This is a genomic window from Paenibacillus sp. UMB7766-LJ446 (assembly GCF_030226665.1).
Lineage (GTDB): Bacteria > Bacillota > Bacilli > Paenibacillales > Paenibacillaceae > Paenibacillus > Paenibacillus vandeheii.
This window is the reverse complement of record NZ_JASOYM010000018.1, coordinates 1-26990: the sequence shown is the minus strand read 5'-3', so window position 1 is coordinate 26990 and position 26990 is coordinate 1. Positions and strand designations below refer to the sequence as shown.

Below are 26990 nucleotides of genomic sequence, written 5' to 3'. Positions count from 1 at the left end.
ACAATTTCAAGTGCGGTTGCGGTTTAACACGTAAAATGTAACCGCCAGGGCAAGCACGAGCACCCCACCTTTTACAATATCATGCGTGAAATATTGAACATTCATCATCGTTAAACCGTTCACCAGTACACCAATTAGAACGGAGCCAATGAATGTTCCAATGACGTTCGGCTTGCCTGCACCAAATACGGAGAAGCCGACAAACACAGCAGCTACGGATTCCATTAACAACGGAGAACCCGCATCAATTTGTCCTGAGCCTACTTTGGAGGCATAGATAATACCACCGATTGCAGCAAACACTCCAGCAGCTACATAAGCGAGTGTACGCACCTTTTTTACCTTGATGCCGGATAGACGTGCAGCTTCCTCATTACCTCCAGTAACGTACATCTGGCGCCCATACTTCGTATAGGTCAAAAAGATATGCACACCGATCACCGCAATGAGCAGCAGAATAACCGAAATCGGCATTCCCAGCCATTTTCCCTGCCCAAGCTGCAGAAATGTGGGGTCCATCTCTCCGGCTGCCTTGCTTCCGTCAGGGAATTGCATATGGTTATAGATCGTGTAGCCTTGAGCATACGTTTTGTGAATTCCACCAATGATGTACATCGTGGCAAGTGTAGCCAGCAGATCCGGGATACGGAGTTTCACGATCAGCAAGGCATTGAGCCAACCAATTACAGCCCCAATGATTAGAGGGACAATAATGACAACGGCCAGCGGCTGCTGGTACCAAATCATTAACGAAGCAGTAACGACAGTGGTTAGCGAGACAGTTGCCCCCACCGAGAGGTCAAATCCATCTACAATGAGAGATAAGGTAACACCGATAGCGACAAATGTCACGATGGAGATAGAACCCAAAATATCAGTCAAGTTACTGTACGTAAAGAAATAAGGCAATTTAATACCGAAAAATGCAATAACACCAATAATAACGATAATCGCACCATAACGGAACGCAAAATCTAATGATTTATCCTTCATGCTTCCACCTCTTGTCCACCGCTTGCGTAGTAAAGCAGCTGTTCTTGGTTAGTCTCGCCTCGTTTAAATTCTTTTACGATGGTCCCTTCACACATAACTGCGATCCGGTCACCGATACCCAATCCTTCATCCAATTCACATGTAAAATAGATCACGGCTTTGCCAGCCAAAGCCAGTTCGTTAATGATGCGAAAAATGTCACTTTTGGCGCCGATATCGACACCTTTTGTCGGCTCATCAAAGATAAAGACGTCTGCGTCCGCATTCAGCCATTTACCGATGGCTACCTTTTGCTGGTTGCCTCCGCTTAAATACTTCACTTCCTGCCGCACTGACGATGTCTTAATACCCAGCTGCTGCACCAAAGATTCCGCATTCTCCCGCTCGCGCTTTCGGCTTACAAAGCCTAATTTGCTGAGACGTCCAAGCAAGGGAAGGCTCAAATTCCGCTCCACGTTTTCCTCAATCAAAATCCCCTGTTTCCGCCGTTCCTCAGGCACTGAGACAATGCCCAGAGCCGCGGCGTCAGCAGGTTGGGAAAGATGAAGTTCACGATTATTAAGTCGAATCTCTCCACTCTCTAGCCGATCTGCACCTATTAACAAGCGGGAGCATTCCGTTTTCCCCGCACCTACAAGCCCCACCACAGCAAGCACTTCCCCACGACGAACAGACAGATCCACACCCTTGACCCGGACTCCACGCCGAAGTCCCCGTGCTTCCAGCAGCACTTCACCTACCGGTGCTTCTGTCTTGGGGAACTCTTCCTCAAACGGTTTTCCGAGCATCTGCGTCACCAGATCATTGATCGTAAGCTCCTGTGCCTCACCCGTAAACACATGTTGTCCATCTCTCATAACGGTAACGCGGTCACAGTGACTTGTAACTTCCGGAAGACGGTGAGTAATGAAAATACATGCCACTCCGCGTTCCTTCAACAAATGTACGATTCGGAAAAAAGCATCCGTTTCTTCCTGGCTCAGCGGCGCAGTCGGTTCGTCAAAAATAATGACCTTGGCATCCTGAATCAGGATACGTGCAAGTAGTATCATCTGCTTCTCCGCGAGGGTCAGGTCCGCTACTTTTTTGTACACGGATATGCTCGCTCCCAACTGCTGCAGTGCTTCAGCCGCACGCTGTTGCAGTTTCCGCGGACTTTTCCACCAACCTCCGGCAGGCGATGCCAATTGATCCAGCATAATATTCTCGGCAGCTGTCAATTGGGGTACCAGCGCAGCATCCACCTCCTGGTACACACAGTGAATACCACTCGCTTTGGCATCTCCTGGTGAATTCAGATGAAGAGTTTGCCCACTTAACCGGATGGTGCCCTGATCCAATTGATATGCACCTGACAGAATTTTCATCAAAGTGCTCTTACCAGCACCATTCGCACCAAGTAGCGCGTGAATTTCCCCACCTTTGACGGAGAACTCCACATCTTTCAGTGCCGGAATGCCTGCGAACTGCTTGTGGACATGTTCCATTTGAAGCAGAATCGGTGCAGTACTCATGAGACAAACCTCCAATCGCTCCCCTCTGGGAGTATCACTATTCTCAAGTCGTTTTATTTTCATCTTGGTTAGAAAAAACGCGCCTTGCGGCGCGCCTCGTTACGCTGCTTTATTTAGCAGTAACTCCGTATTCTGACATCCAATCCTTGATTCCCTGTGTACTTCCTCCCCAGCCCTCAACGTACTCGGACAGCTCTGAAGTGGAGATTTGTTTGTCAGGCAGCGCATCACGCTGTACATACACCGGATTAAGAACCACTTGATCCTCTGTCTCATCCCCATTCAGCTTCTGGTACGCATAACGAACCTGAACACGCCCAATGTCTGTAGGATCAACGGCAGCAGAAGCTACCCAAGGGTTTTTCGGATCCTGGATCATCTGCAAATCTTCATCACTCATGTCAATACCGTATACCTTGATCTCGTCACGTCCTGCTTGCTGAATAGCACGCGCTGCACCTTTGGCAAATTCATCCCATGCAGTCCATACCGCTGTAATTTCACCTTTTGGATATTGTTTCAGAATCGCTTCCATTTTGGCTTGTGTATCCAGCGCCGGATTCTGTGCTGAACCAAACGTTGCAATCTCCTTGATGTCAGGGTTCTCTTTCAAGAACTTGCCATAAGCAACCTGACGACGTTCCATTGGTGCAAAGCCAGCCACCCATACTTTTACGATGTTGCCTTGTCCATTAATATCTTTTTTCATTTGCTCCAGCGTAAGCTCAGCCATCTTCTGATCATCTTGGGACAACACTGTTGCTCCCGGAACACTAATGTCTGCATCGAACACAACAACCGGAATGTTTTGTTCTACTGCTTTTTTCACCCCAGGCTCCAGCAAGGAATCCCCGTGATCCGTCAGAATAGCATCGAACTTCTGGTTAATTGCACTATCGAGCAACGATACCATTTTGGCTTTATCATTATCGGCGACAAACGTAGTCAGTTCTCCACCGAATTTTTCAATTTCTTCTTTAACCCCTTGCACATATTGCTGCGAGAACGTACCTGTGTTAAATTCCATAATCAATGCAATGCGTTTTCCACTGAGTGGACCTGTTACTGCTTCGGTTTGAGGCTTGTCCTCTGTCGTGTCAGAAGCTGTAGTTGAAGCAGGCTCTTTTTTAATTCCACAAGCGGACAGCGCCAATGTAAATACAAGCAGCACACTCAACCATACCCATTTTGAATCTTTCCTTCTCATCTCTTTCTCCCCCTGTTCACACTCTCTGTGATCTCGATCACAATCGTTGAATATTAATATAACGGCTAATCCCTAGTATGTAAATGGGTTTTAGTAATTTAAAGCTAAAACTCGCTAAGTTTTTTCAGGAACTAAATCATCTTATCCAGTTCATCCAAAATCATGAAAATAACACAAGAAAAAGACCGTAAAGGGGGGCCTTTACGGTCTTTTGGCCTTACAGGATAATGGCGATCAATCCACCTGAACCTTCGTTAATGATACGTCCCAGCGTCTCTTGCAGCTTGTATCGTGCGTTATCTGGCATCATCGCAATTTTACCCTGAATGCCTTCTCTCACGATGGAATGCAGCGAACGACCGAACATATCTGAATCCCATACCTTGATTGGATCGTTCTCGAAGTCCTGCATCAAGTACCTCACCAGTTCCTCACTCTGTTTCTCCGTTCCGATAATCGGTGCAAACTCCGATTCCACATCAACCCGGATCATGTGAATGGATGGTGCGGTTGCTTTCAGGCGGACGCCGAACTTCGTACCCTGCCGGATGAGCTCTGGTTCATCCAGTGCCATCTCGGCGAGGGATGGAGCTGCGATGCCGTAGCCGGTCGTTTTGACCATCTCCAGCGCTTCAGCGAAGCGATCGTACTCCCTCTTCGCATGGGAGAATTCCTGCATCAACTGCAGCAGATGGTCCTTGCCTCGAATTTCAATACCAACGACTTCCACGAGGATCTGATCGTATAATTCATCCGGTGCATACAGATCAATTTCTGCCACACCCTGCCCCATGTTCATGCCGCTCAGACCGGCACGGTCGATGAATTCATATTCCATGAACTGAGCAACAACCCGATCCACATCACGCAGCCTGCGAATATCCTTAACCGTGTCGCGCACGGAATTTTCGTAGTTGCTGCGCAGCCAGTGATTTTCGTTCAGAACCATTACCCAGCTCGGCAGATTCACATTCACTTCATGTACAGGGAACTCATACAGCACTTCGCGAAGCACACCTGTCACATCGTCTTCTGTCATTGTAGCTGCACTGAGAGTCATGACCGGAATGTCATACTTGGCAGCAAGCTCACTGCGCAATTGCAGCGCTTCTTCACTGCGAGGGCGAGTCGAGTTGATCACCAACACGAATGGTTTACCCACTTCCTTCAGTTCAGCAATGACACGTTCCTCAGATTCCACATAGGAGCTCCGGGCAATCTCCGCAATCGTGCCATCTGTTGTGACCACAACACCCAGTGTCGAATGCTCCTGAATGACCTTGCGCGTGCCAATTTCGGCAGCTTCCTGAAACGGAATCGGTTCTTCAAACCAAGGCGTGGAGATCATGCGTGGCCCATTCTCGTCCTCGTATCCCTTGGCTCCTTCCACTGCGTAACCTACACAATCCACAAGGCGCACATTGACATCAAGTCCCTCTGCGACCTTGATTTGAACCGCGTTATTCGGTACGAATTTTGGCTCCGTCGTCATGATGGTTTTGCCAGCTGCGCTCTGAGGCAGTTCATCTACTGCCCTGGCACGGTCTGCCTCGTTTGTGATGTTTGGCAGCACAATCGTTTCCATGAAACGTTTGATAAATGTTGATTTACCTGTCCGGACTGCGCCGACAACCCCGAGATAAATATCCCCTCCGGTCCGCTCGGCAATGTCCTTAAAAATGTCCACTTTCTCCAATGAAATCCCCTCCCTAAATTACTCCGAAGGAAAAATGCTAAAGAGCATCCGCTTCGTTTTTTCAATCAGAAGACTGAAATCCCTGCAACGGTAGAGCCGCCTTTGTGAGTGCCCGGAAGTCGTCCGCCGCCGAACGTTGCATTCTGATGAAACCGGCGAAAGCGGCGTTAACTCGTACATGCAATTGGACTAGTATCATCTTATGTATCCGTATGCAGCATTATGACGCGTATTTTTTGTTTTTTTCTCAAGGTAGTGACCTTAAGAGAATCGCCCCGCTCTCGGACTGCGCGTCTTTATTTCAATCTACTTTATGAGCGTACCAAAGCTTTTATGCCGATTCGTGATTTGGTTTTTTCGTGGTACCGTTCAAACCGTGCAGAAGGTATACTGGGAGGGTAAGCCATTTTTTAGCAGAGCTGAGAAGAGAAAACGAGCTGAGAAAGGTGAGATGAGCATGGCACAGATCAAAATTTATGGAATAGGTGCGCACCTAAACCCTCTGAAAGAGCAGCTTTCACAAGTCATACACTCCGTTATGATGGAGGTTGTAGGATTGCCTGAGAACAAGAAGTTTCATCGTTATTTTCCCATGGACACAGCGGATTTTCTTTTTCCCGCCGATCGATCAAATGGATATACCATAATTGAAATCAGCATGTTCGAAGGCCGAACAGATCAAGTCAAAAAAGAGCTTCTTCAGCAATTATTCACTCGAATAAATGAACAGTTAAAGCTGTCGCCCAATGATGTGGAAATTACCATATTTGAAACACCACGCAGTCATTGGGGTATTCGAGGATTGCCTGGCGATGAACTTAACTTGAGTTATAAAGTGGAGATCTGAACAAATCATCTGAGTATAGCTTACGGACCATATGATGTGACTTTAAACCGACATACAAAAAAGAGGTATCCCGTGATGCGGAATATCTCTTTTTTTAGAGCCAATCATTGGATCGCATGCATTCGAATCGAATGAATGCTCATGTTACTTTTTTGCAATCGGAGTGTTATTCTGCCACGTGTAGGCGACCGATTTTACAGGGACAAAGTAAGAATGCTCCAGCAAAAATTCACGCATATCTTCTGCGTTCGTTGGAGGCTTCTCTGACTTCTCTACAGCCTGCATAAAGTCAAAGGCATAATCCACATAGATATTGCCCTCATCATCCATCATGAAAGGCAGCTCCTGACCTGAATAGACACTATTCAACGTAACCGCTGGGGTACCATCCTGTGCAGCTTGTTCCATATCTACAGCGTATAGATCCGGATACAGTTCTTCCCCGCGTGGCAGTTGATTGTTATGTACGGACTTATACTGATTAACCATTCGTTGAACGTCGTTTACTTTCTGCACGGTTTGAAGATCCATGACTTTAATCGTTGGCTTCACTTCTTCATCCTGTATGAGAAAGTAAGCGCTACCACCACTTTCAAACGCCGTTCCGGGTATTTCATCCAGATATCCCTGCTGTTTCAGCTTGGACAGATCGACTCTGAATTTTTCATATTTAGGTGTTTCGATATCTGCATTGATCATGGGCAAAATCCCCTGATCCTGTTGGAACGCTTCTACCGCAGTTTGAATACGGCTTACACTTTCCTTATAAGCTACTTTGGGATCGGGATTACTCTGAGATTGATACATACACCCCGTTGATGTCATAGCAAACAACAGGAATACGAGTAGACAGGACATCTTCTGCATCTGACGCCTCTGCCCACGTGGCTTCACGTTCTTTGTCATATTCACGTTCATCCGTATCCTCCTTGAATCGTTCCACTCCGTATTCTTAGAACCAATCATCCTCTTCTTGCTGCTGACGCTCCAGTTGTTTACGAATCGCCGCCTTCAAGGGATCCTCCGGAACATGAACCGTTACGGATCCTCGCACTTTCGCCTGACAAGATAGCCGGGTGCCTGCATCCAGCAACGAACCCAGCTTATGCTTCTCCGCATCTGTTGGTGGATGCAGCGCAGCAAAAAATTCCGCATCTACTTTCACCTTACACATCAGGCAGGCTGCCTTTCCATCACAACGAGTTGCTATCTTTACCCCTGCACGGCGTGCAGCATTTAGCAGCGTTACCCCTGGCTTTAGCCGAATCGTTTTATTTTGTGGTAAAAAAGTAATATTGTAATCCATAACTCTTCCTCCCTCAACCTACTGAGGCCATTCGAAGCCAACAAGCTCTTCCACTTCTGCTCTGAATCGACTTGTCCATATATTTTGCTGCCCCAATAAAGTCATTAGAGGTTGATGTAATTCGGGCATCTTCCGAATCTCTCTTGCGATGGGTTCATACCGATCGGCTCGGCCTCTCATCAGATTGAACAACAGCTCATGCGCAAGCGGCATTAGTCGCAATGTGTACGAGCCCACTTTCGCCTCAGGTGCATACTCGGCCAATACATGTTCAATTTCAATACGGTACCAACTTTTACGTGCCCACACTTCAAAACCACCAACCAGCTCCAACGCACAAGTCCCTACCTGATAATGACTAAGTAGCGAGGCATAGGGTCCAGTCTTATCTACCACAGGCTCGTCCAGCACCAATCCAGGCGCAGATTTATGCAGCACCTTCGCCGCGGTGATATCAGCGTAAATGTCAATATCTCTGGGAGCCTGTTGTAACTCCACCTGTTGGAGCAATAATCCACAGCTGCCTCCAAGCAACCACGTATGAGGCTCTGTATCCCAGGCTTTCGCCGTCTCCAGCAAAGCCGCGTGTAATTCCGGATAGCGCGCTGTCCGATCCTCCGTTTCATGCGGCCTCATCGGCTCACCTTCCCTTCATCCGTTTTCGTTGTGTCAGCTCTTATGATGTGTTTATGCGGATGTTATCTCTCAGGCGAGAAAGATCAGGTTAGAGAAGCTATTCCGCCGAATAAGCCAATCAGCATAATGAGAAAAGCAATTAACGAAAGAATTCCCCGTACAATTCCTTTCGTTTTGGCACGAGCAAACGTAATCAGGAATACAGATAGTCCCATAATGAGGATTGCGACCAATGAAAGCCACATCTTGTCCATTGCGTTCATATTCCAGAGTTCTCCCCTTCAGTCCGTTATTCATCACTGACACTGTGACAATTGCAACTATTATAACACGAAACATAGCTCCACTTTCCAAAAAAAAGACAAAAAGCAAGCCGGCAGATGCCGACTCGTCTTTTTGTCTTGCTCGATCGCCTGCAGAGCAGGCGCGATCTATTATTTTTTCATCATCATTTTCATTAATGATTCCATACTGTTTGGGTTTAATCCGCTTTTTTTGACGGCACTCACGATATCCTGAACTGTATCCTCAGATACCGGCACTTTTGCCATGGCGGATACTTGCTTGATCAGTTGGCGCAACTGAGCTTCATTTTGCATGGTGGACGGTTTTACTGTACTCGCCAATTTTTTGACGGCACCTTCCGTAATCGGTTTCCCTGTTTTTTTGTTGATCGCTTTCAGCGCTTCCTTGGAAATGTTGTTAGCCATTCGTCTCCCCTCCTCCGGCAATACTCATGTGTATAGTATGAGTGCACCGCAAAAAAGGTGAATAAGCTTTCTCATTTCGGGAAAGCCGCCTACGCGACCATCAGGAATGCCACTGCTCCCAGGTTTCAAGCGTCATGACTTCCATTTCGGTCTTCGGATCACGTCCCATCAATGCTTCAACCGCATCCCGCGGCTGTCTCTCTTGAAAAAGAACGTGATAAAGCTGATCTGCAATCGGCATTTGCACACCGTATTTCTGAGAAATAAAGTGGGCGGCCTGCGTGGTCCGAATGCCTTCCACAACCATGCCCATGGAACTCAAAACATCGTCCAGCTTCTGTCCTTTACCAAGCAAGGAACCTGCTCTCCAGTTACGGCTGTGCTGACTCGTCGCGGTCACGACCAAATCGCCGATTCCTGCAAGTCCGGAGAACGTGAGCGGATTCGCTCCCATCTCCACACCTATGCGTGTGATCTCGGCCAGCCCACGTGTTAGTAGCGCAGCTTTGGCATTGTCACCAAAGTTAAGGCCATCTGACATACCTGCTCCCAGCGCGATAATATTTTTGAACGCTCCCGCCAGCTCTACACCGATCATATCTCGATTTGTGTACACACGGAAATAAGCATTCATAAATAAACCTTGGGCTGCCTCGGCAGAAGCTTTATCCAGTGATGCCACAACAACCGTTGTTGGGCAACGCTTAACCACTTCTTCCGCATGGCTTGGACCAGAAAGTACAACGACACGTCCTTCTTCACATTCAAGTTCTTCCGATATGACCGTGGACATGCGTTTCAAGCTTTCTGTCTCGAAACCCTTGGTTGCATGAATGATTAACATTTCCGGTTTGTAATGGGCCTTAAGCTGATGAGCAACCGAACGCATCGCCGATGAAGGAGCAACAATTAACACAGCTGAAGCCCCTTCAACTGCCTTTGCCATATCCGTTGTTGCCTGAATACGGGGCGACAGCTCTGCATCGGGAAGGAAGCGTTGGTTGGTATGTTTAGTATTGATCTCTGTGGCCTGGCCTTCACCACGTGTCCACATGATCACATCCAGCTGATTGGCAGCCAATACACTGGCGAGTGCAGTACCCCAACTGCCCGCAACCAGAACAGCAACTTTTTTAGACAACGCGTTTTCCCCCTCCAGGGTTTTTCGATCCCAATTTATTTTCCTGTCCTTTGGCGAGCTTCGCAATATTGGTACGATGTCTCCAGAACGCAAACAGACAAATAATCAGACTTCCCCAGAAGATACTCATTGAATATCCGGGTAACACAAGGATGAAGAGCGGTGTCAAAGCTACAAAAATAAGGGAACCCAGTGAAACATATCGTGTCAATACGATGGACAGGATGGCAAATACCCCGGCGCACAGCGCAGGAATAAGTGCAAGAGTCACGAGCACACCGATTGCTGTCGCGATTCCTTTTCCTCCACGGAAACGGAAGTACAGCGGCCAGTTATGTCCTGCAATGGCAGCTATACCACTAAGTGCAGGAATCCAATCGGAACCGTTGCTGAACCAAACCCCAATCCAAACGGCCGCAATACCTTTGAGTACATCCAGCAGCAGTACCAGAATTGCCGGCCCTTTTCCCAATATCCGCAAAGTATTGGTGGCTCCTGCATTTCCGCTTCCGTGCTGACGGATATCGATCCCCCGTAGTGCTTTTGCAAGGAGGACACTAAAGCTGATTGAACCGAGCAGATAACTCAGGACAATCGCTGCGATTTGTAAAATCACAAACTTCTCCCCTAACCTTCGTCGGACTTCCTCCGAGTAAATATGCGAATTGGTGTCCCTTCAAAATCAAACGCTGCACGAATTTTATTCTCCAGGTAACGTTCATAAGAAAAGTGCATCAATTCCGGATCGTTTACAAAGATAACCATGGTCGGAGGTTTAACGGCAACCTGCGTCACATAGTTAATTCTCATTCTGCGTCCTTTATCTGTTGGCGGCGGATTAATCGCCACTGCATCAGACACGACATCGTTAAGCAGATGCGTCTGAACACGCATAGAATGCTGCTGTGCTACACGCTGCACAACAGGCAACAATTTTTGTAAGCGTTGTTTTGTCTTAGCTGACAAAAATACAACCGGAGCGTAAGTCATAAACAGGAAATGATCCCGAATTTTTTTCTCAAACTCATTCATTGTTTTATCAGACTTCTCGACAACGTCCCATTTGTTCACAACAAACATAGAAGCTTTACCTGCTTCGAATGCGTAACCCGCAATGTGCTTGTCCTGCTCAATAATGCCTTCTTCGCCATTAATAACAATCAGAACAACATCTGCACGCTCAATGGCACGCATCGCACGCATTACGCTGTATTTCTCCGTGGTTTCATAGACTTTACCACGTTTACGCATACCTGCTGTGTCAATCAGTACATAACGCTGGCCGTCTTTTTCAAATGGTGTATCAATAGCGTCCCGCGTTGTTCCAGCAACATCACTGACAATAACACGTTCTTCGCCCAAAATGGCGTTCACCAATGAAGATTTACCCACGTTAGGACGTCCGATCAGAGCTACACGAATGACATCGTCATCGTAAGTCTCTTCCTCAAGTTCAGGTAATTTCTCTACGATGGCGTCGAGCAAATCGCCTACACCTGTACCATGACTTCCTGATACTCCGATTGGATCACCAAATCCAAATCCATAAAACTCATAAATGAGCTCACTGCGCCCGATATTATCCACTTTGTTAACGGCTACAACGATAGGCTTACCTGAGCGGTACAACATCTCTGCGACTTCTTCATCAGATTGCGTAATCCCTGCTTTTGCATCACACATGAATACAATAACATCCGCTTCTTCAATGGCGAGCTCTGCCTGCATCCGGATTGATTTTAAAATGACGTCCTCGCCGTCGATTTCGATACCACCTGTATCGATAATGCTAAATGGTTTACCGTTCCATTCGCCGATTCCGTAGATACGGTCACGGGTAATGCCCGGCTTGTCTTCCACAATGGCCAATCTGTCGCCGATGATCCGATTAAAAATGGTGGACTTGCCCACATTCGGTCGCCCGACAATTGCCACAACGGGTCTTGCCATACATTCCACTCCTCCTGTCCATACTTACGATACTCATCATAGCAAAAAACACCTGTCTTGGCTAACGTTTCATGCCGTTATACTCGCAATAACAACAATCGGCGAACCCGCTGGGGCTCGCCGATCTTGCTTTTATTGTTCAGCAAAATATGCAGTATATAACTAAGAACCATGCATGTATAACTTATTTGAATTTGCTGAGTTTGTCACCGAAGCGCTCGCCGAGCGTGATGCTCAGACCTTGATTGCTCATGGAAACGTTCGGGTTGTTGATTTCTTCACGTGGAGCATTGTTTCTTGCTGGTCTTTCTGATTTTTGTGCTTGAGCAGGAGCTTCTTCAGTTTCCTTGATGCTCAGGCTTACACGTTGCTCAGAAGGGTTCATGTCCAAGATTTTAACTTGAACTTCTTGTCCTTCTTTCAACACTTCGTGCGGAGTGCCAATATGTTTGTGGGAGATTTGCGAGATATGCACAAGTCCCTCAACACCAGGAGCGATTTCAACAAAAGCACCGAAGTCAACCAGACGTTTTACAACACCTGTTACGATATCGCTAGAGTTGAATTTGTCGCCAGCTGTTTCCCAAGGACCTGGTTGAACAGCTTTCATGCTCAGGCTGATTTTACCTTTTTCAGGATCAACTTTCAGCACTTTTACGTTTACTTTATCGCCTTCAGACAGAACGTCCGATGGTTTGTCAACGTGTGTCCAAGCCAGCTCGGATACGTGAACCAATCCGTCTACTCCGCCTACATCAACGAAAGCACCGAATTGAGTCAAGCGTTGTACCGTACCTTCGATCACTTGGCCTTCTTGCAAACCAGCCATAACGTTAACTTTGTTTGCTTCGAATTCTTGCTCAAGTACGTCTTTTTGGGAAAGGATCACTTTGTTGTTCTCACGATCGATCTCTTTCACTTTAACACGCAATGTGCGTCCTTTGTAATCGCTGAAATCTTCAACGAAATGGCGTTCAACCATGGAAGCCGGGATAAATCCGCGTACGCCCACGTCTGCTACCAGACCGCCTTTAACAACGTCAGCTACAACAACTTCGAATACGTCTTGGTCTTCAAAATGCTTTTGCAATTGATCCCAAGCGTTTTCGCTGTCGATTGCACGTTTGGACAGAACGAGTTTTTCTTTCTCGTCGTCGATGCTAAGTACTTTAGCTTCAACTTCTTGTCCAACTTCAACTGCATCAGACGCGCTGTCTACGTGCAGAGAAGACAGTTCACGAATTGGAATTACACCGTCATATTTATATCCAATGCTCACATAGGCTTGGTTATCTTCCAATTTGACGATGGTTCCTTTTACGGTATCTCCTTTTTTCAAGGAAACGAATTGATCCAACTCATCTTGGGTTGCTTCTTGATTTTTCATTTCTTCCGACATGTCAAATACCCTCCTCAATTCAAAAACCCCATTATATTCAAACCTGCCTGTAGCAGAGTTCAAAACACTTTCATCACTGAATGAACATCTTTAGCTTCCCTCAAAAATATGGAAACATGCACTCAGCTGTCTGACGACGACGCCATTATTTGCTTGGCACGCCTGTCTGCACCATTTCATTAATCTTGGACATAATCTTCTCCGTCGCTCTCTCCAGCGCATCGCCGGATGGATCTTCCTTGAACTCGTCCAAATTCACTGGTGCTCCATAGACCACTTTCATCTTACGAAAAACCTTGTAGTTACCGATAATAGCAGCAGGAATAACTGTAGCACCACTTCGGAGAGCGAAGCTCGCTGCCCCTTTTTTGCCGATGCCTCCATCATTGTGTCGACTTCCCGAAGGAAAAATGCCAAGCACTTCACCATCACGCAAAATGTTGAGTGAGGTCTTGATGGATTCCTTGCTGACGCCTCCACGTTTAACGGGGAAAGCACCTACGGCTTTGATAATTCGGCCGAAGACCGGAACATCAAACAATTCACTTTTGGCCATGAAGCGAACCTGACGGCTAATCTTGATACCTACCGTTGGAGGATCAAAGTTACTGATATGATTGGAACATAAAAGTACGCCGCCTTCTTTCGGGATGTTCTCCCGTCCAACTGCCTCCAGGCGGAAAAGAATGGTGTAAATGATCCGCAGTAATGTGCTGCAAAATGTGTAAATCATAGACCGATCTCTCCTCTGACCATTGTGCAATAAGACACGATTTTGTCAACCACTTCATGGATGCTCATCTCAGTTGTATCGAGCACGGTAGCGTCCTCAGCACAACGAAGCGGGGATACTTCCCGACTTTCATCCAATTGGTCACGGGTGGCAATGTCTCGCTCAAGTTGCTGCAACGTCAGTCCTTCTGAGGGGTCCAGTTCTTTGAAGCGGCGAAGTGCACGCTCTTCCACACTGGCAGTCATGAAGATTTTCACTTCCGCGTCGGGCAATACTGTCGTTCCGATATCGCGTCCATCCATGACGACGCCCTTGCGCAAAGCCATTTGCCGCTGTGTATCCACCAATTGCGTACGCAGCCCCTCGATTTGCGCATATCGGGACACGATTCCCGTCACTTCACGGGAGCGGATTTCCGAGGTTACATCTTCCCCATTACAGAACACTTTCTGTCCGTCGGGATCCGGTTGTAAATCAATGACCAGCTTTTGGGTTTCCTGAAGCACCTCTGGCACATCTTCCGGTGAAATACCTTTCCGAAGCATATGCAGGGTTACCGCACGGTACATTGCGCCAGTATCAACGTATATATACGCGAGCGCCTCTGCAACCAATCGGGCCACCGTGCTTTTCCCGGCACCGGCAGGTCCGTCAATTGCAACGTTCATCTTCCCGTTCTCTGATGTGTTCTGGCTTGCCAACGGGGCATTCCTCCTCAAACGATAAGCCTCAATAAAAAAACAGGCATTGCCTGCATCGTCAAAATTATACCACACTATACACATGGATGCAAAAACAGACAAATCAGTCATGCTATTATTCGTGCACCTTTTGCATCTGTATTGGTGTTCCTTCCAGACGATCAATGGAGGTCATATTTTTTTTTATATCAGGCACAAGAAGTATTAACTGGTAGATCACAAGCAGAATGAGAAGAGCTGTAATCAGTTTCAGAGCCCTTCTCTCCATTCGCTTGGACAATACATAATATAGGCGCTCGTATCTGCGGGACGCATGGCGACGATTGTTCACAACCCGAACCTCCGTTTTTCCATTACAGTGCCCGCCACTGTCTCTTTTTATCCAGACAATCACGATTCTTATTTCGTTCGATAATCCAATTGCCGTTCAAAACAAAACTTGATGATCTTCTGCCGCTCCGAATCCGAAATCTGCACAAACTTTAACATACACAACTGTCTGCCCGTTTCCAGTGTTTTGATCCGCACCACTTCGGCTTCAAAATTCGCATGTTCAATCACTGCATTACGATAAGGAATAAGCAGCCAGCATTTCAGCTTTTGCCCTTCCGCAATTGGAAAACTGGGTTCACCGTAAATGGACAACCCACCGCCGCCAATATCTTCAGTCAAGCCCACGGCTCGGGTCAGATCTTCACCCTGTATAGCCATTTCAAGGTTTGCATGAACACGCAGAAAACTGCGACGTTGAATTTTGGTAATGTCATCCGGCAAAGGTTTGCGAATTCGTACAAGACGAACCACATCTTCTTCAAATCCGGTAACGTACGTGTTGAAATAATGACGAACCCCGTCTTCCGTAATATAAGAAATGGACAATTCCTCACCAAAAAACAACCTTTTCAACCGACTGCTTCCCTGCTGCATCGGAACTTCGATCAGGAAACTATGCTCATCCACATCCGCTATGCGTGATTTATATTCTTTGCTTTCCTCTTTTTCATCTGCAGAGGCAATCTGGATGTATAAAACTTCATTTATTTTGGGAAACAAGCTGTTCACCGCCACCTTAGCTTTTTATCTTGGCATCATATGTACAAGGACTATTATACCATGACCTTTCTCATAGTGGACAACAAAAAACAGACCAACTAGTGGTCTGTTTCGTAATCTAATTGCCTTTTAACACGCTGCTGACTTCTGGAGGTTATGTGGTCTCATTCACCGGTTTAATTTCCTCAACAGCTTCTTCCATACCGGTATCGGCGTTGATGTAAATTCTATATTTCGTGCCGTTAATGCGTCCGCCGAATTCGTAACAAAGAACTTCTTTGCTGTAATCATTCTTAATGAGTGACTTACGAACGTAGCTCTCCTCGAATTCCGGATTCAGCTTTTTGCGGGCTTGTTCAACTGTGAGTGCAGCTTTTGGAATCTCCCGTTTCTTCTGATGCTCATACACGAAGTCACTTGCCTGGAAGCCGGTAACATCCCCGTTATCGAGACCTACTCGAACAGACATTTTTTCCGGATAAATCAATGTATCGCCTTGTTTGCGCACATAGGTCAGGTTACCGAGATTGCCAAACTCATCGTAATTGACCGCCTTCATATCTTTGTAACCCTTATTGGAAAGGAATTGATCCGCTTTTGACATGGCATCTTTACGTGTTACTTTCTTTGTCCCGATCGGACGAGTGTCACTGTATGAGATGAGCAGACCACCATTACGTGTAAAGTCCATCATCAATTTACTGTCTTTGGACTGATTAATCGTGGCTGTGTACGATTCCCAATCTGTGCCTTTCCCATTTTCCTGTACTTGAATCTTACTATGCTCAGCGTCAGAAAACTTGGCAGCTTTCGTTTGGATCTGCTCTTTGGTCATCGGTAAGCCATCCAGCTTTTTCACCGAACGTTTGGCATAAATGCTGGAGACTGAAGGACCCCAGTCAAGTTCAGGGTACTCCTGGACCTTTTTGTTGACCGTCCGGAATCCATCCACGATGGTATTATCCATTGTTTGCTGTTCCGTCGCCATAGCCGACTCCGCATCCATCCAGCGCAAACGGTCCGAAAGGACTTTCTGCTGAACATTCTGCAGATTTTTGGTAATCTCAGATGAATTCGCATACAGCTTTTTCAGGTTACCCATTTCCTTTTCACTTAAAGGTTCATTGGTCAGATCACGCATGGACGCTTGATAAGCAAAGTTGGAGATGCGGGAGAGAAACTCCTCCGTTTCACTGAATGGCAGCATCGTGAGCGGCAATTGGTTAATTTCATTCTGCGCTTCACTGGTAAGTCGCCATACATTCATCAGACCTTTACGATGCATCCCTTGGGACGTGGCATGAACCGCCAGTGTATTCCCAATCTCCGAGTGCAATTTGTCCATATGAAATGATAAATCGTGAAAAGCACGCTGGTATTGATTCTCTGCCTTGATCAGAATTGCATTTTTCTCCTGGTTCTCTTGGTATCCCCATACGAGAGCACCGATTAGCAGAACTGCAAATATCGGAAACATAACTGAACTTAAACGTTTATACATCGATAGAGTCTCCTTTCTTCTAAGCCACTACCTCTATTGTGGATCGAAGAAAGACCTCTTATGCATGCGATTTCCAGTCTGTCCAATGACGGGCTTATTACGAATGGTTCCAAGACGTTAGTTTAATTCAATTGAACCCAGGTTGTACCGCCATCTTCCTCAATTTCGAACTGATCCCGATTGTCACACAAACACTGTTTAAAACCGGTCTCGATTCTTCCGCGTTCCTTCTTGCCTCGCAGTGTAAAACGTTCTCCACATTGTTTGCATCTGATTTTAATTTTGATTCTCATCACGCTTATCCCCGTTTCTATTTGTCTTTCCCCGGGAATTTTTATTGTTGCAGCAAAAAAAACACACCAGGGCATCAGGCGCAGGTTGCGCTCCATGTCCACCAGTGTGTCCGTATTTTTATAATTTAATCTCTTCCTCACGCTTCACAAAACGAAAAGGAGAACGATTATTGGCCCTTGTAATCTTGCCGATTGCTCCGTACCATAATCCCGCCATCAATGGCGCAATGAACCACAACCAATGATTCACCATGGTATTCATAATGACATCGTAAAGTGCATGCCAGAAGAACGGCAAAACGAGTGAGAGCATAAGAAACCAACGTTTTTTCTTGCCATCCGTGAACTTGGCCCGCCCCATGTAATAACCCATAATTACTGCAAACATGGCGTGACCCGATACAGGAAGCAAAGCACGAATAAACATGGCAGAGACGGAAGCATTCCCCGCAAAGGCATACAACACATTCTCAACCGTAGCAAACCCGAGTGAAACAGCAACGGAATAAAGAATCCCATCATAAGGCTCGTCAAATTCGGTATGGTTATAGATAATATGGTATATCACAAACCATTTGACGAACTCTTCAACCCAACCTGAAATGAGGATGGCTTCAACATAAGGATTATCTCCAAGCCAGATCATCATGCCACGCTGAATAATCATCACAGGTAATACCATCAGAATTCCCATGAGAAAGACTCGAAATACCATGTGAAGAGGTTCAGAGTCATAACGGTCTTTCAGATAAAAGTATGTTAACAAGGCGAGACCCGGAGCTACTGCTGCCGCTAAAACCGAAAACAAAAGCACCGAAATTCCCTCCTCTGACTAAGAACGCAATTACAACTAGAGCTTAATCCTGACGTTTGAAGTGGGTGCAAATAACCTCAATCGCTTGCTCAGGCATAACAACCTTTCCATACTCTTCCATGACTGCTGGAGTAACTGAAGACCCTTCACCAAATTCAGCAAGCAGTGCAATCAACGCTGCGTGTTTGGTGGAATCCACGTCATCCGGTTCCAAATGCAAAAACCACTTGTCTTTATAGGAATAGAGTCTTCCAGCATCCGTTACGTGCTGACGCAACATATGTGCAGCCTCAATTAGCACTTCAAAATCTTTGAATGCATAGACGATGGAATCGCTTTGCTCAAGTGTAACTTCCATCTCATATACTTCTTCAGGCAGATCATCCTCGTTACCTGAACCATATTGTTGCGGATCATATTTCCCCCGGGTAACAATGACAACCATCCCTTGAGCGGGAAGTGCGAATACTTCGACAGCAAGCGGACCTGTAGCATCAAATCCAAGTTCGGAATAAGCCTGGTCCATCATTTCAGTGAACAGTTCATGAACTCTAGGTATTTCCTGCCACATATCTTCCTTTTGTATTCCGCGCTCGCTCAGATCGTCAAAGGTCAGGAAAATCCGTATCTTATCGTGACTTAATCGTTCTATTTTCATACAGGATCTCCCCTTTATAAGCAAGTCTTATAACAGATTATGAAGCACAAAACAATATGTGCTGAAAATAAATCTATGTAGTTATGTTATCATTTTATACCTCCAAATGCACGAAGTAAAATCGACAAAAAAAGAATCATTCCACATCAAAACAAGACTGTGGATGATTCTAATGGGAAGTTTGCGTTTATAAACCCGGTACTGTTGTGTTTGTTTGAGTTAAGATTTGCTCAACTTCATGTTTAACATCCGGATTGGTGCGAATAAAATCTTTGAGCATGTTCATGTTCTCTTCTTTTTCCTGTGGAGTAATCGGTTTGGCCGTTTTTTTATGCGTACTTTTGTGGGAATCTCCGCTTTGTTCGTTTGACTTAGAGCTGAACCCGTCCATACCAGGGAACGTCATCTCCATCATTTTGTGTTTGGCCTGATTCATCATGTTGCGGGATGAACCGGAAGACAGCATAGACATTTTACCTTTGGACAGCCAAGAAGTGGCTGCTACACCAATTACAACACCCCAGAAAAAGGATGACGCCTTCATTACACCAACCTCCTTTTAATGTTAAAATCACAACTAGTGTTTGCGGGAGCGCGTCATCTCATTCCGCATAAATACAGGAAAGCGAGTTGAAGTCATGATTAGACACACCACCGCCTTAATTATGATCGTTTGCATGCTGTTGTCAGCGTGTGGAGCCAAGGACGAAATAACGCCTGAATCCACGATGTCCAGCAATGGATCGGTTAATTCGACGCAAGAGCAATCTAACGAGCCAACTGCCACTGGCACAGAAGAAACACAAACCAATGATTCCCAGTCCACTACGGACCCAACATCTGATCAAGAATCACCTAGGCGTGACGAAACGTCCACAATAGAAAAGGAAGGAAATGACAACACTTCCGGACAAACAACCGAAGATAATATTGAAAAAACGTATCACATGAACGCCAATTATTACATCAAACCCAACGACAAAACGAGCGAAAGCAAGGTTGTGTTATTGACATTTGATGATGGACCTAAAGAAGAAAAAATGATTAACGGATTAATCGACACATTGGATAAACATGGCGCGAAAGCAATATTTTTTGTTAACGGATACCGCGTGAAAAGTCATCCCGAGTTGCTGGAGATCATTCATAAACGTGGTCAGATTGTAGGAAATCATGCCTGGGATCATGAAGATCTGAAAAAAATGTCCACTACGGCAGCCGCCAAACAGGTAACCGATGTGCAAAAAATTGTAAAAGAAACGATTGGCGTGGAGCCTCAGTTCTTCCGCCCGCCGTTCGGTTCCGGAAATGATGCACTGAAGGCTACAGTCAAAAATAACGGCATGTTATATATGACATGGTCCAATGGCTCACTGGATTGGGATAAGAGTACCAAAAACAAACCGGAGAAAGTCATTCAGAATGTGCTGGATCAATTAAATCCCGGCAGTAATATTTTGATGCATGAGTTGCCCTGGACGGTTGAAGCATTGGATGAGTTGTTAACCAAACTCGAACAGAAAGGCTACACATTCGTCGACCCTCGCTCCATTGAACTGGAAGCACGCTGAGTTTCAATTACAATCGGTGTAGTCTTAGTGGTCAATCTGGAATTGACCTGAAGCAACATACAAAGTTAACTCAAATAAACAGCCTTGATCCTATGCGGATCAAGGCTGTTTATTTGAGAGCATTCTCAATGTAATGATATGCATTTCTGCTGGACAACAAAGTCTGAGTGGCAAATGATTTGTTCCATATCCTTTGCTAACCAGCATTTTGCCTTCTTGCTCATTATCCTTATCATCACGTTTCAAAGAGAACCACCCGCTAGACACGGAGCGGTACGCTTTGTTAAGAAACACGGGGCCAACGCCCGGAATTACCAATTGTCCACCGTGGGTGTGACCACTCAGTATCAGATCCACAGGTTCATTCAAGTGAAGAGCCTGTAAGGGGTCGTGCACGATGGCAATCTTGCACTCTTTTGTATCCAATTCAGCAAGAAGCGAATCCCCTCGCCGTGAACGATAATCAACTCCGACCAGGCACAGTTTGCTTTTGCCTTTATGAAGATAGGCGGTTGAATCTTGTAAAAGTTGAACGCGTGTATCTCGGAATATACGTTCGAGCTGCGCAATTCCTGCTCTTTTATCATGGTTTCCATACACAGTATACGCAGGTGCAATATATGATAACAAGCTCATATTATGTCTGACGATGGGCCATGAGATTCCCTTTTCCGCCACATCTCCCCCAATGATAACCCAGTCCACCTGATTTCGAAGGTGTTCCAGATCATTGTTTTTCAGCTTGCGTTTATGAATATCAGATATATACAGTATTTTGCTTCCATCAAAAGAAGACGGCAAATTCGGCACTTCAACCTCTTCTGTAACAATGTGGTGAAGATGGGCCTCCCTCAACATATGAACGAGCAATGCAATCCCGGCCAATATAACAGCAACGACCCAGGCCAGCATTACCATGGCCATGGAAGAAAAGTATTCAGAGGAGGCGCTCCTTTTATTCCCCACCAAACCAGACTGATTGTGAGCAAAACAAATATTAAAATGAGTGAATTCACAAATCGTTTACTGAGCCGTAAACGGCGAGAAGGATGAAGCTCCGTCCTTGTAGGAAGTGTGCCCGCTTCGGAAACGGATTCTTCTGATGGCTTTTGTTCTTTATTGGCACGTGCTGGTGCCCGCCGGGGAAGTACCGGACTTTCCAGCGATGATGTATAAGACTTGCGTTGTGATCTTGGTATAGAAACAGAGGTAATCGGTGTAAGTTCTCCTACCTCTGCAGCGGCAGCTGATTCAACGACCAGATTTGTTTGAGAAGCTTCAGGACGCTCAGATGTCTCTGTCTTATCTGAGTTACGATGGCGCTGACTGCCGTAAGTTTTCATTCTACTTAATTGCTGATTCATGATCCCCTCCGAAAACGTATCGCTAATCCAGACACCAAATCAATAATAAAATGACATAAAATAGGCGCCCATAATGTGCCGGATTGCATATAAATCCAACCCAATCCATAGCTTGAGACAAATACCCAACCCGTCGGAATCCAATGCCGCAGATAGCGAATATGGATGACCGCAAATAAAATACTTGTCCAGTAAGGACCTAACGCATACTGTATGGCTCCGCGAAATAACAATTCTTCACATACAGCAACGATGGCTGCTATGCATACAATATGCCAGATCGGACGCTGACGGAACAGCATCTCGTTAATTCCCCCATCGTCCATACTTTCTTGAGGAATAACATAAGAAAGAACTAGGTCCATAACAAGCATAATGCCAGCCAGACCAAGGCCCCACCAAATAAAATGGTAACTGTCAGGCCAAGCAAGCACATCAAACAGATTTCTCTTCTGCAATAAAATCCATACAACCCCAATGATCAAAGTTAACCCTTGTGTAAAGTATAGATTGATCAGAAGCAAACGCTCAGTAAGTTGCTGTGGTTCAGCCTTCTGAATCTTGAACTTGGGAAACTTTAATTTTTTCATCGCCTGTGTCTGTCCTCTTGACTTATATTTGATGGATAACAAGTTCGTTGTCCAATCGGATAGTATACTAAATGATAGCCAAAAAACTAAATTGGTTCAAGGCCTGCCCCAAGTCCCGTTTTTTAAGCGAAGCTGTATCGAATGCGTTATTTCATTAATGCATTAAAATCCAATTCGTAAAACAGCTTGTAATCGAGCTATTTATATCCATTAGGGAGCTCCATTCTTAATATTTGTATGCTTCCTTTGCAACTGAAGGAAATGATAATAGTAAATCGAATTAAAACATTTAAGCCTATTGACATGCTCATGTCAGCCATGATACATTATGAAAAAATTAGTCACGTTAAACACGATGATGGAAAAAAGACGTTGCTTTGTCTTACAGAGAGCCGATGGATGGTGTAAATCGGTGGCAGGCAGATGATCTTGAGCGCTCCTGAGTTATTGCATTGAAATTGGAGTAGGTGCAATCGGTTTAGACCCGTTATCCTCTTCGGTCTTCATTGACCGCTAAGACTGTCGTTGCGAAACGGCGGTGAATTAGGGTGGTACCACGACAACTCTCGTCCCTTATTGCGCAAGCAGTATGTGGATTGAGAGTTTTTTGATTTATTTTAAAGTACAGACGTGGAATTGCCCTATTTGCTACACCCTCCCCCTCTGCTGCGACACCGCGTTGTTGAGAGGAAGAGTTCCAACGGTTTTAAGGAATGCCTCTTTCGTGAGGTGAAACCTTGACGATATAGATACACATACCTAAGGAGGAAGAAACCATGTACAAAGTGTTAGTGTCGGACCCCATTAGTGATCTGGGAATTCAGCAACTGGTGGATGCAAATGATGTTGTAGTTGAGAAGAAAACAGGTCTTAGCGAAGATGAGCTTGTTGCAATTATCAGCGATTATGATGCCCTTCTGGTTCGAAGTCAGACTCGTGTAACGGATCGTATTATGACTGCAGGTACAAACCTCAAAGTCATCGGACGTGCTGGTGTAGGTGTAGATAACATTGATTTGGAAGCTGCTACCCAACGCGGTATCATTGTTATTAACGCCCCTGACGGTAATACGATTACGACATGTGAACATACATTTGCCATGATGATGGCACTGGCACGACATATTCCTCAGGCATATGCCAAAACCATTCAAGGTACTTGGGATCGTAAAACCTTCCTGGGTGTGGAGTTAAGAAATAAAACGCTGGGTGTGCTCGGTATGGGACGGATCGGTAGCGAAGTAGCTAAACGTGCCAAAGCATTCGGAATGGATATTCTGGCTTATGACCCGTTCCTCACTCAAGACCGTGCGGAGAAACTTCAAGTTAAGTTAGCTAGTGTGGATGATATCATTCGCAATGCTGATTTCATGACCGTTCACACACCATTAACACCTGAGACACACCATATGATTTCCCGCCCACAATTCGAAGTGATGAAAAAAGGCATGCGTATTATCAACTGTGCCCGCGGTGGAGTTGTTGACGAAATGGCACTTGTTGAAGCCATTGATGAAGGTATCGTTGCCGGTGCAGCGTTCGACGTATTCGAGAGCGAGCCACCAGCTGCTGATCACCCGTTCCTGAATCATCCTAGCATTATTGTCACGCCTCATCTTGGTGCATCCACAGTAGAAGCACAAGAAAATGTAGCGATAGACGTATCGGAGCAAGTCCTGCATATCCTGCGCAATGAACCGTTCAAAAACGCGGTCAACATGCCTGCAGTAGCCCCAACCGTAATGAACAAACTGCAGCCGTATTTTAAACTGGGCGAAACACTGGGTAGCTTTGCAGCTCAGATCACTCAAAATGCGGTTCAGGAAATTCGGATCGACTATGCTGGAGATCTGTCTGAAGTGGATACTTCTCCTTTGACTCGTTACATTGTAAAAGGCATTCTGGCAAGACATTTAGGCGGGGAAGCCAATATTGTCAACTCCATGCATTTGGCTAAAGTGCGGGATCTCAACGTAGTGGTTAGCCAAACATCGACCACTAAAGGGTTTACCAATCTCATTACCGTTACACTTGTAACGACTCAGGATGCTGAAGAACGTCGTGTTGCAGGCACACTTCTTGCCGGTTACGGAGAGCGAATCGTTCGTCTGGACAAATTCCCAGTGGATATTGCTCCGGAAAGTCATCAAATTTTGATTTCGCATAATGATAAACCGGGTATCATCGGACGTGTTGGGACATTGCTTGGAGAAAATGAAGTTAACATCGCCTCCATGCAGGTTGGACGTAAAATCATTGGTGGAGCTGCTATCATGATTTTGACTGTTGACAAGGAAGTTCCAAAAGACGTGCTTGTGCAACTTGCAGCCCTTCCAGAAATCAATACTGCTGTTGAAATCGTTTTGAATTAATTACGGGATTATTCACTTATAAGACAAAAAGAGAGGCGAACCTTATCGGGTTCGTCTCTTCTTTGTAACTCAAAAATTCTTTTTAAGAGCGTAATTCATGCATTAAGCTAATTGAATAATGTTTATAGTAGCCCCTGGTGGAGAAAGGATAGCTGTAGCAACTAGCCCAAATAATTGGAACTGGATAGTAGATCCGGCTGTAACCGTCACAATAAAGTCTGATTGCAACTGACTGAGAGAGAGTACTGGGGATACAACACTCGCTGGAATTGCTGTCCCGTTAAGTAAAATACGGGATTGAATAGCAAGTGCGGCTGTCAGATTTATTTTATAAGAGATATAGTAGCGCCCTGCATTGGCAAGAGTGAAGGTATCATTCGTTCCATTGACGGTTATGCCAGTGCCTATATTTTGGTTATTCGGCAATGGAATCAATGTTCCACCCAAAATTACAACAATGGTACCACTTGTGTTCTCAGCAAATGCCGAATTCGAAGTTACAGAAGTTCCGGTTGCTCCGGTTGCACCCGTTGCACCTGTACCTCCAGTGGCTCCTGTTGCTCCGGTGACACTTACTCCAGTAGCTCCTGTATCCCCAGTGACTCCAGTGCTTCCAGTTACACTTACGCCAGTAGCTCCTGTAACTCCTGTTGCTCCTGTACTTCCCGTTACACTCACACCAGTAGCTCCCGTGACTCCCGTTGCTCCTGTATCGCCAGTTACCCCAGTCGCTCCCGTGACTCCTGTTGCTCCTGTATCTCCGGTAGCTCCTGTACTTCCCGTTACACTGACACCAGTAGCCCCCGTGACTCCTGTAGCTCCTGTGTCTCCCGTAACTCCAGTCGACCCGGTGACTCCGGTATCCCCAGTGGCTCCAGTACTTCCCGTTACACTGACACCAGTAACCCCCGTGACTCCCGTTGCTCCTGTATCTCCGGTTAACCCAGTCGCTCCGGTGACTCCGGTATCCCCAGTGACTCCCGTCACTCCTGGATCTCCAGTTACCCCAGTCGCTCCCGTTACACCTGTATCACCTGTTGCTCCCGTTACACTAATGCCAGTAGCTCCGGTAACTCCTGTAGCTCCTGTGTCTCCCGTAACTCCAGTCGACCCGGCGACTCCGGTATCCCCAGTGGCTCCAGTGCTTCCCGTTACACTCACACCAGTAGCTCCTGTGACTCCCGTCGCTCCTGTATCTCCGATTACCCCAGTCGCTCCGGTGACTCCGGTATCCCCAGTGACTCCTGTCGTTCCTGTATCTCCAGTAACCCCCGTCGCTCCGGTTACACCTGTATCACCTGTTGCTCCAGTGCTTCCCGTTACACCGACACCAGTAGCCCCCGTGACTCCCGTTGCTCCCGTATCTCCGGTTACCCCAGTCGCTCCGATTACACCTGTATCCCCAGTGGCTCCAGTGCTTCCCGTTACACTCACACCAGTAGCTCCTGTGACTCCCGTTGCTCCTGTATCTCCGGTTACCCCAGTCGTTCCGGTGACTCCGTTATCCCCAGTGACTCCTGTCGCTCCAGTATCTCCAGTAACCCCCTTCGCTCCGGTTACACCTGTATCACCTGTTGCTCCAGTGCTTCCCGTTACACTTACGCCAGTAGCTCCCGTAACTCCCGTTGTTCCTGTATCTCCGGTTACTCCTGTGAATCCCGTTGCTCCCGTATCTCCGGTTACGCCTGCGACTCCCGTTGCTCCCGTACCTCCGGTTACACCTGCGACTCCCGTTGCTCCCGTACCTCCGGTTACACCTGCGACTCCCGTTGCTCCCGTATCTCCGGTTACGCCTGTGACTCCCGTTGCTCCCGAATCTCCGGTTGCACCTGTGACTCCCGTTGCTCCTGTATCGCCAGTAACCCCAGTCGCTCCGGTGACTCCGGGATCACCTGTTGCCCCTGTGCTTCCCGTTACACTAACGCCAGTAGCTCCGGTAAT

At 46.4% G+C, this 26990-nt stretch carries 30 protein-coding genes and 1 other annotated feature; of the genes, 3 read left to right on the top strand and 27 right to left on the bottom strand.

What is annotated here, in order from left to right:
• Positions 1-6 precede the first annotated feature (6 nt).
• The 4 genes from QP794_RS30040 to spoIVA form a co-directional block, all read right to left on the bottom strand.
• Positions 7-993: an ABC transporter permease gene (locus QP794_RS30040; RefSeq protein ID WP_024630671.1), complete on the bottom strand. Its 987-nt coding sequence runs from the start codon at positions 991-993 to the stop codon at positions 7-9.
• Complete coding sequence (locus QP794_RS30035; RefSeq protein WP_285080408.1) at positions 990-2507, bottom strand: sugar ABC transporter ATP-binding protein; 1518 nt, start codon at positions 2505-2507, stop codon at positions 990-992. The genes QP794_RS30040 and QP794_RS30035 overlap by 4 nt, the downstream gene beginning before the upstream one ends.
• Positions 2508-2616: 109 nt before the next feature.
• Complete coding sequence (locus QP794_RS30030) at positions 2617-3714, bottom strand: sugar ABC transporter substrate-binding protein (RefSeq protein WP_285080406.1); 1098 nt, start codon at positions 3712-3714, stop codon at positions 2617-2619.
• A 217-nt stretch (positions 3715-3931) separates the two neighbouring features.
• Positions 3932-5410, bottom strand: coding sequence for a stage IV sporulation protein A (spoIVA, locus tag QP794_RS30025; RefSeq protein ID WP_024630674.1), 1479 nt, complete (start codon positions 5408-5410; stop codon positions 3932-3934).
• Positions 5411-5867: 457 nt separating this feature from the next.
• Between spoIVA and QP794_RS30020 the strand changes: the two genes are divergently transcribed.
• The gene (locus QP794_RS30020) at positions 5868-6257 is read left to right on the top strand and encodes a tautomerase family protein (protein ID WP_285080405.1); all 390 of its coding nucleotides are present in this window, start codon (positions 5868-5870) and stop codon (positions 6255-6257) included.
• 144 nt (positions 6258-6401) lie between these two features.
• Here QP794_RS30020 and QP794_RS30015 read toward each other — a convergent pair whose 3' ends face one another.
• From QP794_RS30015 to QP794_RS29925, 19 genes are all read right to left on the bottom strand, one after another.
• A complete protein-coding gene (locus tag QP794_RS30015; RefSeq protein ID WP_285080404.1) occupies positions 6402-7064 on the bottom strand; it encodes a hypothetical protein in 663 nt (220 codons plus the stop codon).
• Positions 7045-7200, bottom strand: coding sequence for a hypothetical protein (locus QP794_RS30010; RefSeq protein ID WP_285080402.1), 156 nt, complete (start codon positions 7198-7200; stop codon positions 7045-7047). The genes QP794_RS30015 and QP794_RS30010 overlap by 20 nt, the downstream gene beginning before the upstream one ends.
• 9 nt (positions 7201-7209) lie before the next feature.
• Positions 7210-7563, bottom strand: a complete 354-nt coding sequence (locus QP794_RS30005; protein WP_285080400.1) for a 2Fe-2S iron-sulfur cluster-binding protein — start codon at positions 7561-7563, stop codon at positions 7210-7212.
• A gap of 18 nt (positions 7564-7581) precedes the next feature.
• The gene (locus tag QP794_RS30000; protein ID WP_285080398.1) at positions 7582-8199 is read right to left on the bottom strand and encodes a hypothetical protein; all 618 of its coding nucleotides are present in this window, start codon (positions 8197-8199) and stop codon (positions 7582-7584) included.
• A gap of 83 nt (positions 8200-8282) precedes the next feature.
• A complete protein-coding gene (locus QP794_RS29995) occupies positions 8283-8462 on the bottom strand; it encodes a DUF2768 family protein (RefSeq protein ID WP_285080396.1) in 180 nt (59 codons plus the stop codon).
• Between the two features lie 171 nt (positions 8463-8633).
• Complete coding sequence (locus QP794_RS29990; RefSeq protein WP_285080394.1) at positions 8634-8909, bottom strand: stage VI sporulation protein F; 276 nt, start codon at positions 8907-8909, stop codon at positions 8634-8636.
• Between the two features lie 100 nt (positions 8910-9009).
• Positions 9010-10050, bottom strand: a complete 1041-nt coding sequence (locus QP794_RS29985) for an NAD(P)H-dependent glycerol-3-phosphate dehydrogenase (RefSeq protein ID WP_285080391.1) — start codon at positions 10048-10050, stop codon at positions 9010-9012.
• Entirely contained in the window at positions 10043-10666 is a 624-nt protein-coding gene (gene plsY, locus QP794_RS29980) for a glycerol-3-phosphate 1-O-acyltransferase PlsY (protein ID WP_076288925.1), read from the bottom strand. The genes QP794_RS29985 and plsY overlap by 8 nt, the downstream gene beginning before the upstream one ends.
• 11 nt (positions 10667-10677) lie before the next feature.
• Entirely contained in the window at positions 10678-12000 is a 1323-nt protein-coding gene (gene der, locus QP794_RS29975) for a ribosome biogenesis GTPase Der (protein WP_024630683.1), read from the bottom strand.
• 184 nt (positions 12001-12184) lie between these two features.
• Positions 12185-13399, bottom strand: coding sequence for a 30S ribosomal protein S1 (rpsA, locus tag QP794_RS29970; protein WP_024630684.1), 1215 nt, complete (start codon positions 13397-13399; stop codon positions 12185-12187).
• A gap of 145 nt (positions 13400-13544) precedes the next feature.
• The gene (locus QP794_RS29965) at positions 13545-14132 is read right to left on the bottom strand and encodes a lysophospholipid acyltransferase family protein (RefSeq protein ID WP_024630685.1); all 588 of its coding nucleotides are present in this window, start codon (positions 14130-14132) and stop codon (positions 13545-13547) included.
• Positions 14129-14833 (bottom strand): (d)CMP kinase, encoded by a 705-nt coding sequence (gene cmk / locus QP794_RS29960; RefSeq protein ID WP_285080388.1) that lies wholly within the window; start codon positions 14831-14833, stop codon positions 14129-14131. The genes QP794_RS29965 and cmk overlap by 4 nt, the downstream gene beginning before the upstream one ends.
• A gap of 115 nt (positions 14834-14948) precedes the next feature.
• Entirely contained in the window at positions 14949-15164 is a 216-nt protein-coding gene (locus QP794_RS29955) for a hypothetical protein (RefSeq protein WP_285080387.1), read from the bottom strand.
• 68 nt (positions 15165-15232) lie between these two features.
• Entirely contained in the window at positions 15233-15886 is a 654-nt protein-coding gene (locus QP794_RS29950; protein ID WP_079349431.1) for a flagellar brake protein, read from the bottom strand.
• Between the two features lie 154 nt (positions 15887-16040).
• On the bottom strand, positions 16041-17387 hold the full coding sequence (gene ypeB, locus QP794_RS29945; protein ID WP_285080385.1) for a germination protein YpeB: 1347 nt from the start codon (positions 17385-17387) through the stop codon (positions 16041-16043).
• Positions 17388-17509: 122 nt separating this feature from the next.
• Complete coding sequence (locus tag QP794_RS29940) at positions 17510-17782, bottom strand: hypothetical protein (RefSeq protein ID WP_152532871.1); 273 nt, start codon at positions 17780-17782, stop codon at positions 17510-17512.
• 16 nt (positions 17783-17798) lie between these two features.
• Complete coding sequence (gene prsW / locus QP794_RS29935) at positions 17799-18494, bottom strand: glutamic-type intramembrane protease PrsW (protein ID WP_024630690.1); 696 nt, start codon at positions 18492-18494, stop codon at positions 17799-17801.
• A gap of 43 nt (positions 18495-18537) precedes the next feature.
• Positions 18538-19152 carry a genetic competence negative regulator gene (locus tag QP794_RS29930; RefSeq protein ID WP_024630691.1) on the bottom strand — a complete coding sequence of 205 codons (615 nt, stop codon included), beginning with the start codon at positions 19150-19152 and terminating at the stop codon, positions 18538-18540.
• A gap of 187 nt (positions 19153-19339) precedes the next feature.
• Positions 19340-19696: a hypothetical protein gene (locus tag QP794_RS29925; RefSeq protein WP_024630692.1), complete on the bottom strand. Its 357-nt coding sequence runs from the start codon at positions 19694-19696 to the stop codon at positions 19340-19342.
• Between the two features lie 94 nt (positions 19697-19790).
• Between QP794_RS29925 and QP794_RS29920 the strand changes: the two genes are divergently transcribed.
• Positions 19791-20723: a polysaccharide deacetylase family protein gene (locus QP794_RS29920; RefSeq protein ID WP_285080382.1), complete on the top strand. Its 933-nt coding sequence runs from the start codon at positions 19791-19793 to the stop codon at positions 20721-20723.
• 99 nt (positions 20724-20822) lie between these two features.
• Here the strand turns inward: QP794_RS29920 and QP794_RS29915 are convergent, their stop codons facing one another.
• From QP794_RS29915 to QP794_RS29905, 3 genes are read right to left on the bottom strand one after another with little or no spacing between them, the layout of a single operon-like run.
• On the bottom strand, positions 20823-21647 hold the full coding sequence (locus tag QP794_RS29915; protein ID WP_285080381.1) for a metallophosphoesterase: 825 nt from the start codon (positions 21645-21647) through the stop codon (positions 20823-20825).
• Positions 21635-22087 (bottom strand): hypothetical protein, encoded by a 453-nt coding sequence (locus QP794_RS29910; RefSeq protein WP_079349435.1) that lies wholly within the window; start codon positions 22085-22087, stop codon positions 21635-21637. The genes QP794_RS29915 and QP794_RS29910 overlap by 13 nt, the downstream gene beginning before the upstream one ends.
• Positions 22084-22677: a type II CAAX endopeptidase family protein gene (locus QP794_RS29905; protein WP_024630696.1), complete on the bottom strand. Its 594-nt coding sequence runs from the start codon at positions 22675-22677 to the stop codon at positions 22084-22086. The genes QP794_RS29910 and QP794_RS29905 overlap by 4 nt, the downstream gene beginning before the upstream one ends.
• A gap of 346 nt (positions 22678-23023) precedes the next feature.
• Positions 23024-23254: a binding site (T-box leader), on the top strand.
• A gap of 199 nt (positions 23255-23453) precedes the next feature.
• Here QP794_RS29905 and serA point away from each other — a divergent pair.
• Entirely contained in the window at positions 23454-25049 is a 1596-nt protein-coding gene (serA, locus tag QP794_RS29900) for a phosphoglycerate dehydrogenase (RefSeq protein WP_285080378.1), read from the top strand.
• 102 nt (positions 25050-25151) lie between these two features.
• Here serA and QP794_RS29895 read toward each other — a convergent pair.
• A partial coding sequence (locus QP794_RS29895; protein ID WP_285080376.1) for a beta strand repeat-containing protein occupies positions 25152-26990 on the bottom strand: 1839 nt, incomplete at its 5' end.

What these genes read in the sequence shown, in the direction of transcription:
- QP794_RS30040 (WP_024630671.1), bottom strand. Translation starts at nt 993, where the DNA reads ATGAAGGATAAATCATTAGATTTTGCGTTCCGTTATGGTGCGATTATC.
- QP794_RS30035 (WP_285080408.1), bottom strand. Translation starts at nt 2,507, where the DNA reads ATGAGTACTGCACCGATTCTGCTTCAAATGGAACATGTCCACAAGCAG.
- QP794_RS30030 (WP_285080406.1), bottom strand. Translation starts at nt 3,714, where the DNA reads ATGAGAAGGAAAGATTCAAAATGGGTATGGTTGAGTGTGCTGCTTGTA.
- QP794_RS30020 (WP_285080405.1), top strand. Translation starts at nt 5,868, where the DNA reads ATGGCACAGATCAAAATTTATGGAATAGGTGCGCACCTAAACCCTCTG.
- QP794_RS30015 (WP_285080404.1), bottom strand. Translation starts at nt 7,064, where the DNA reads ATGTATCAATCTCAGAGTAATCCCGATCCCAAAGTAGCTTATAAGGAA.
- QP794_RS30005 (WP_285080400.1), bottom strand. Translation starts at nt 7,563, where the DNA reads ATGGATTACAATATTACTTTTTTACCACAAAATAAAACGATTCGGCTA.
- QP794_RS30000 (WP_285080398.1), bottom strand. Translation starts at nt 8,199, where the DNA reads ATGAGGCCGCATGAAACGGAGGATCGGACAGCGCGCTATCCGGAATTA.
- QP794_RS29995 (WP_285080396.1), bottom strand. Translation starts at nt 8,462, where the DNA reads ATGAACGCAATGGACAAGATGTGGCTTTCATTGGTCGCAATCCTCATT.
- QP794_RS29990 (WP_285080394.1), bottom strand. Translation starts at nt 8,909, where the DNA reads ATGGCTAACAACATTTCCAAGGAAGCGCTGAAAGCGATCAACAAAAAA.
- der (WP_024630683.1), bottom strand. Translation starts at nt 12,000, where the DNA reads ATGGCAAGACCCGTTGTGGCAATTGTCGGGCGACCGAATGTGGGCAAG.
- rpsA (WP_024630684.1), bottom strand. Translation starts at nt 13,399, where the DNA reads ATGTCGGAAGAAATGAAAAATCAAGAAGCAACCCAAGATGAGTTGGAT.
- QP794_RS29965 (WP_024630685.1), bottom strand. Translation starts at nt 14,132, where the DNA reads ATGATTTACACATTTTGCAGCACATTACTGCGGATCATTTACACCATT.
- ypeB (WP_285080385.1), bottom strand. Translation starts at nt 17,387, where the DNA reads ATGTATAAACGTTTAAGTTCAGTTATGTTTCCGATATTTGCAGTTCTG.
- QP794_RS29930 (WP_024630691.1), bottom strand. Translation starts at nt 19,152, where the DNA reads ATGAAAATAGAACGATTAAGTCACGATAAGATACGGATTTTCCTGACC.
- QP794_RS29925 (WP_024630692.1), bottom strand. Translation starts at nt 19,696, where the DNA reads ATGAAGGCGTCATCCTTTTTCTGGGGTGTTGTAATTGGTGTAGCAGCC.
- QP794_RS29920 (WP_285080382.1), top strand. Translation starts at nt 19,791, where the DNA reads ATGATTAGACACACCACCGCCTTAATTATGATCGTTTGCATGCTGTTG.
- QP794_RS29915 (WP_285080381.1), bottom strand. Translation starts at nt 21,647, where the DNA reads ATGGCCATGGTAATGCTGGCCTGGGTCGTTGCTGTTATATTGGCCGGG.
- QP794_RS29910 (WP_079349435.1), bottom strand. Translation starts at nt 22,087, where the DNA reads ATGAATCAGCAATTAAGTAGAATGAAAACTTACGGCAGTCAGCGCCAT.
- QP794_RS29905 (WP_024630696.1), bottom strand. Translation starts at nt 22,677, where the DNA reads ATGAAAAAATTAAAGTTTCCCAAGTTCAAGATTCAGAAGGCTGAACCA.
- serA (WP_285080378.1), top strand. Translation starts at nt 23,454, where the DNA reads ATGTACAAAGTGTTAGTGTCGGACCCCATTAGTGATCTGGGAATTCAG.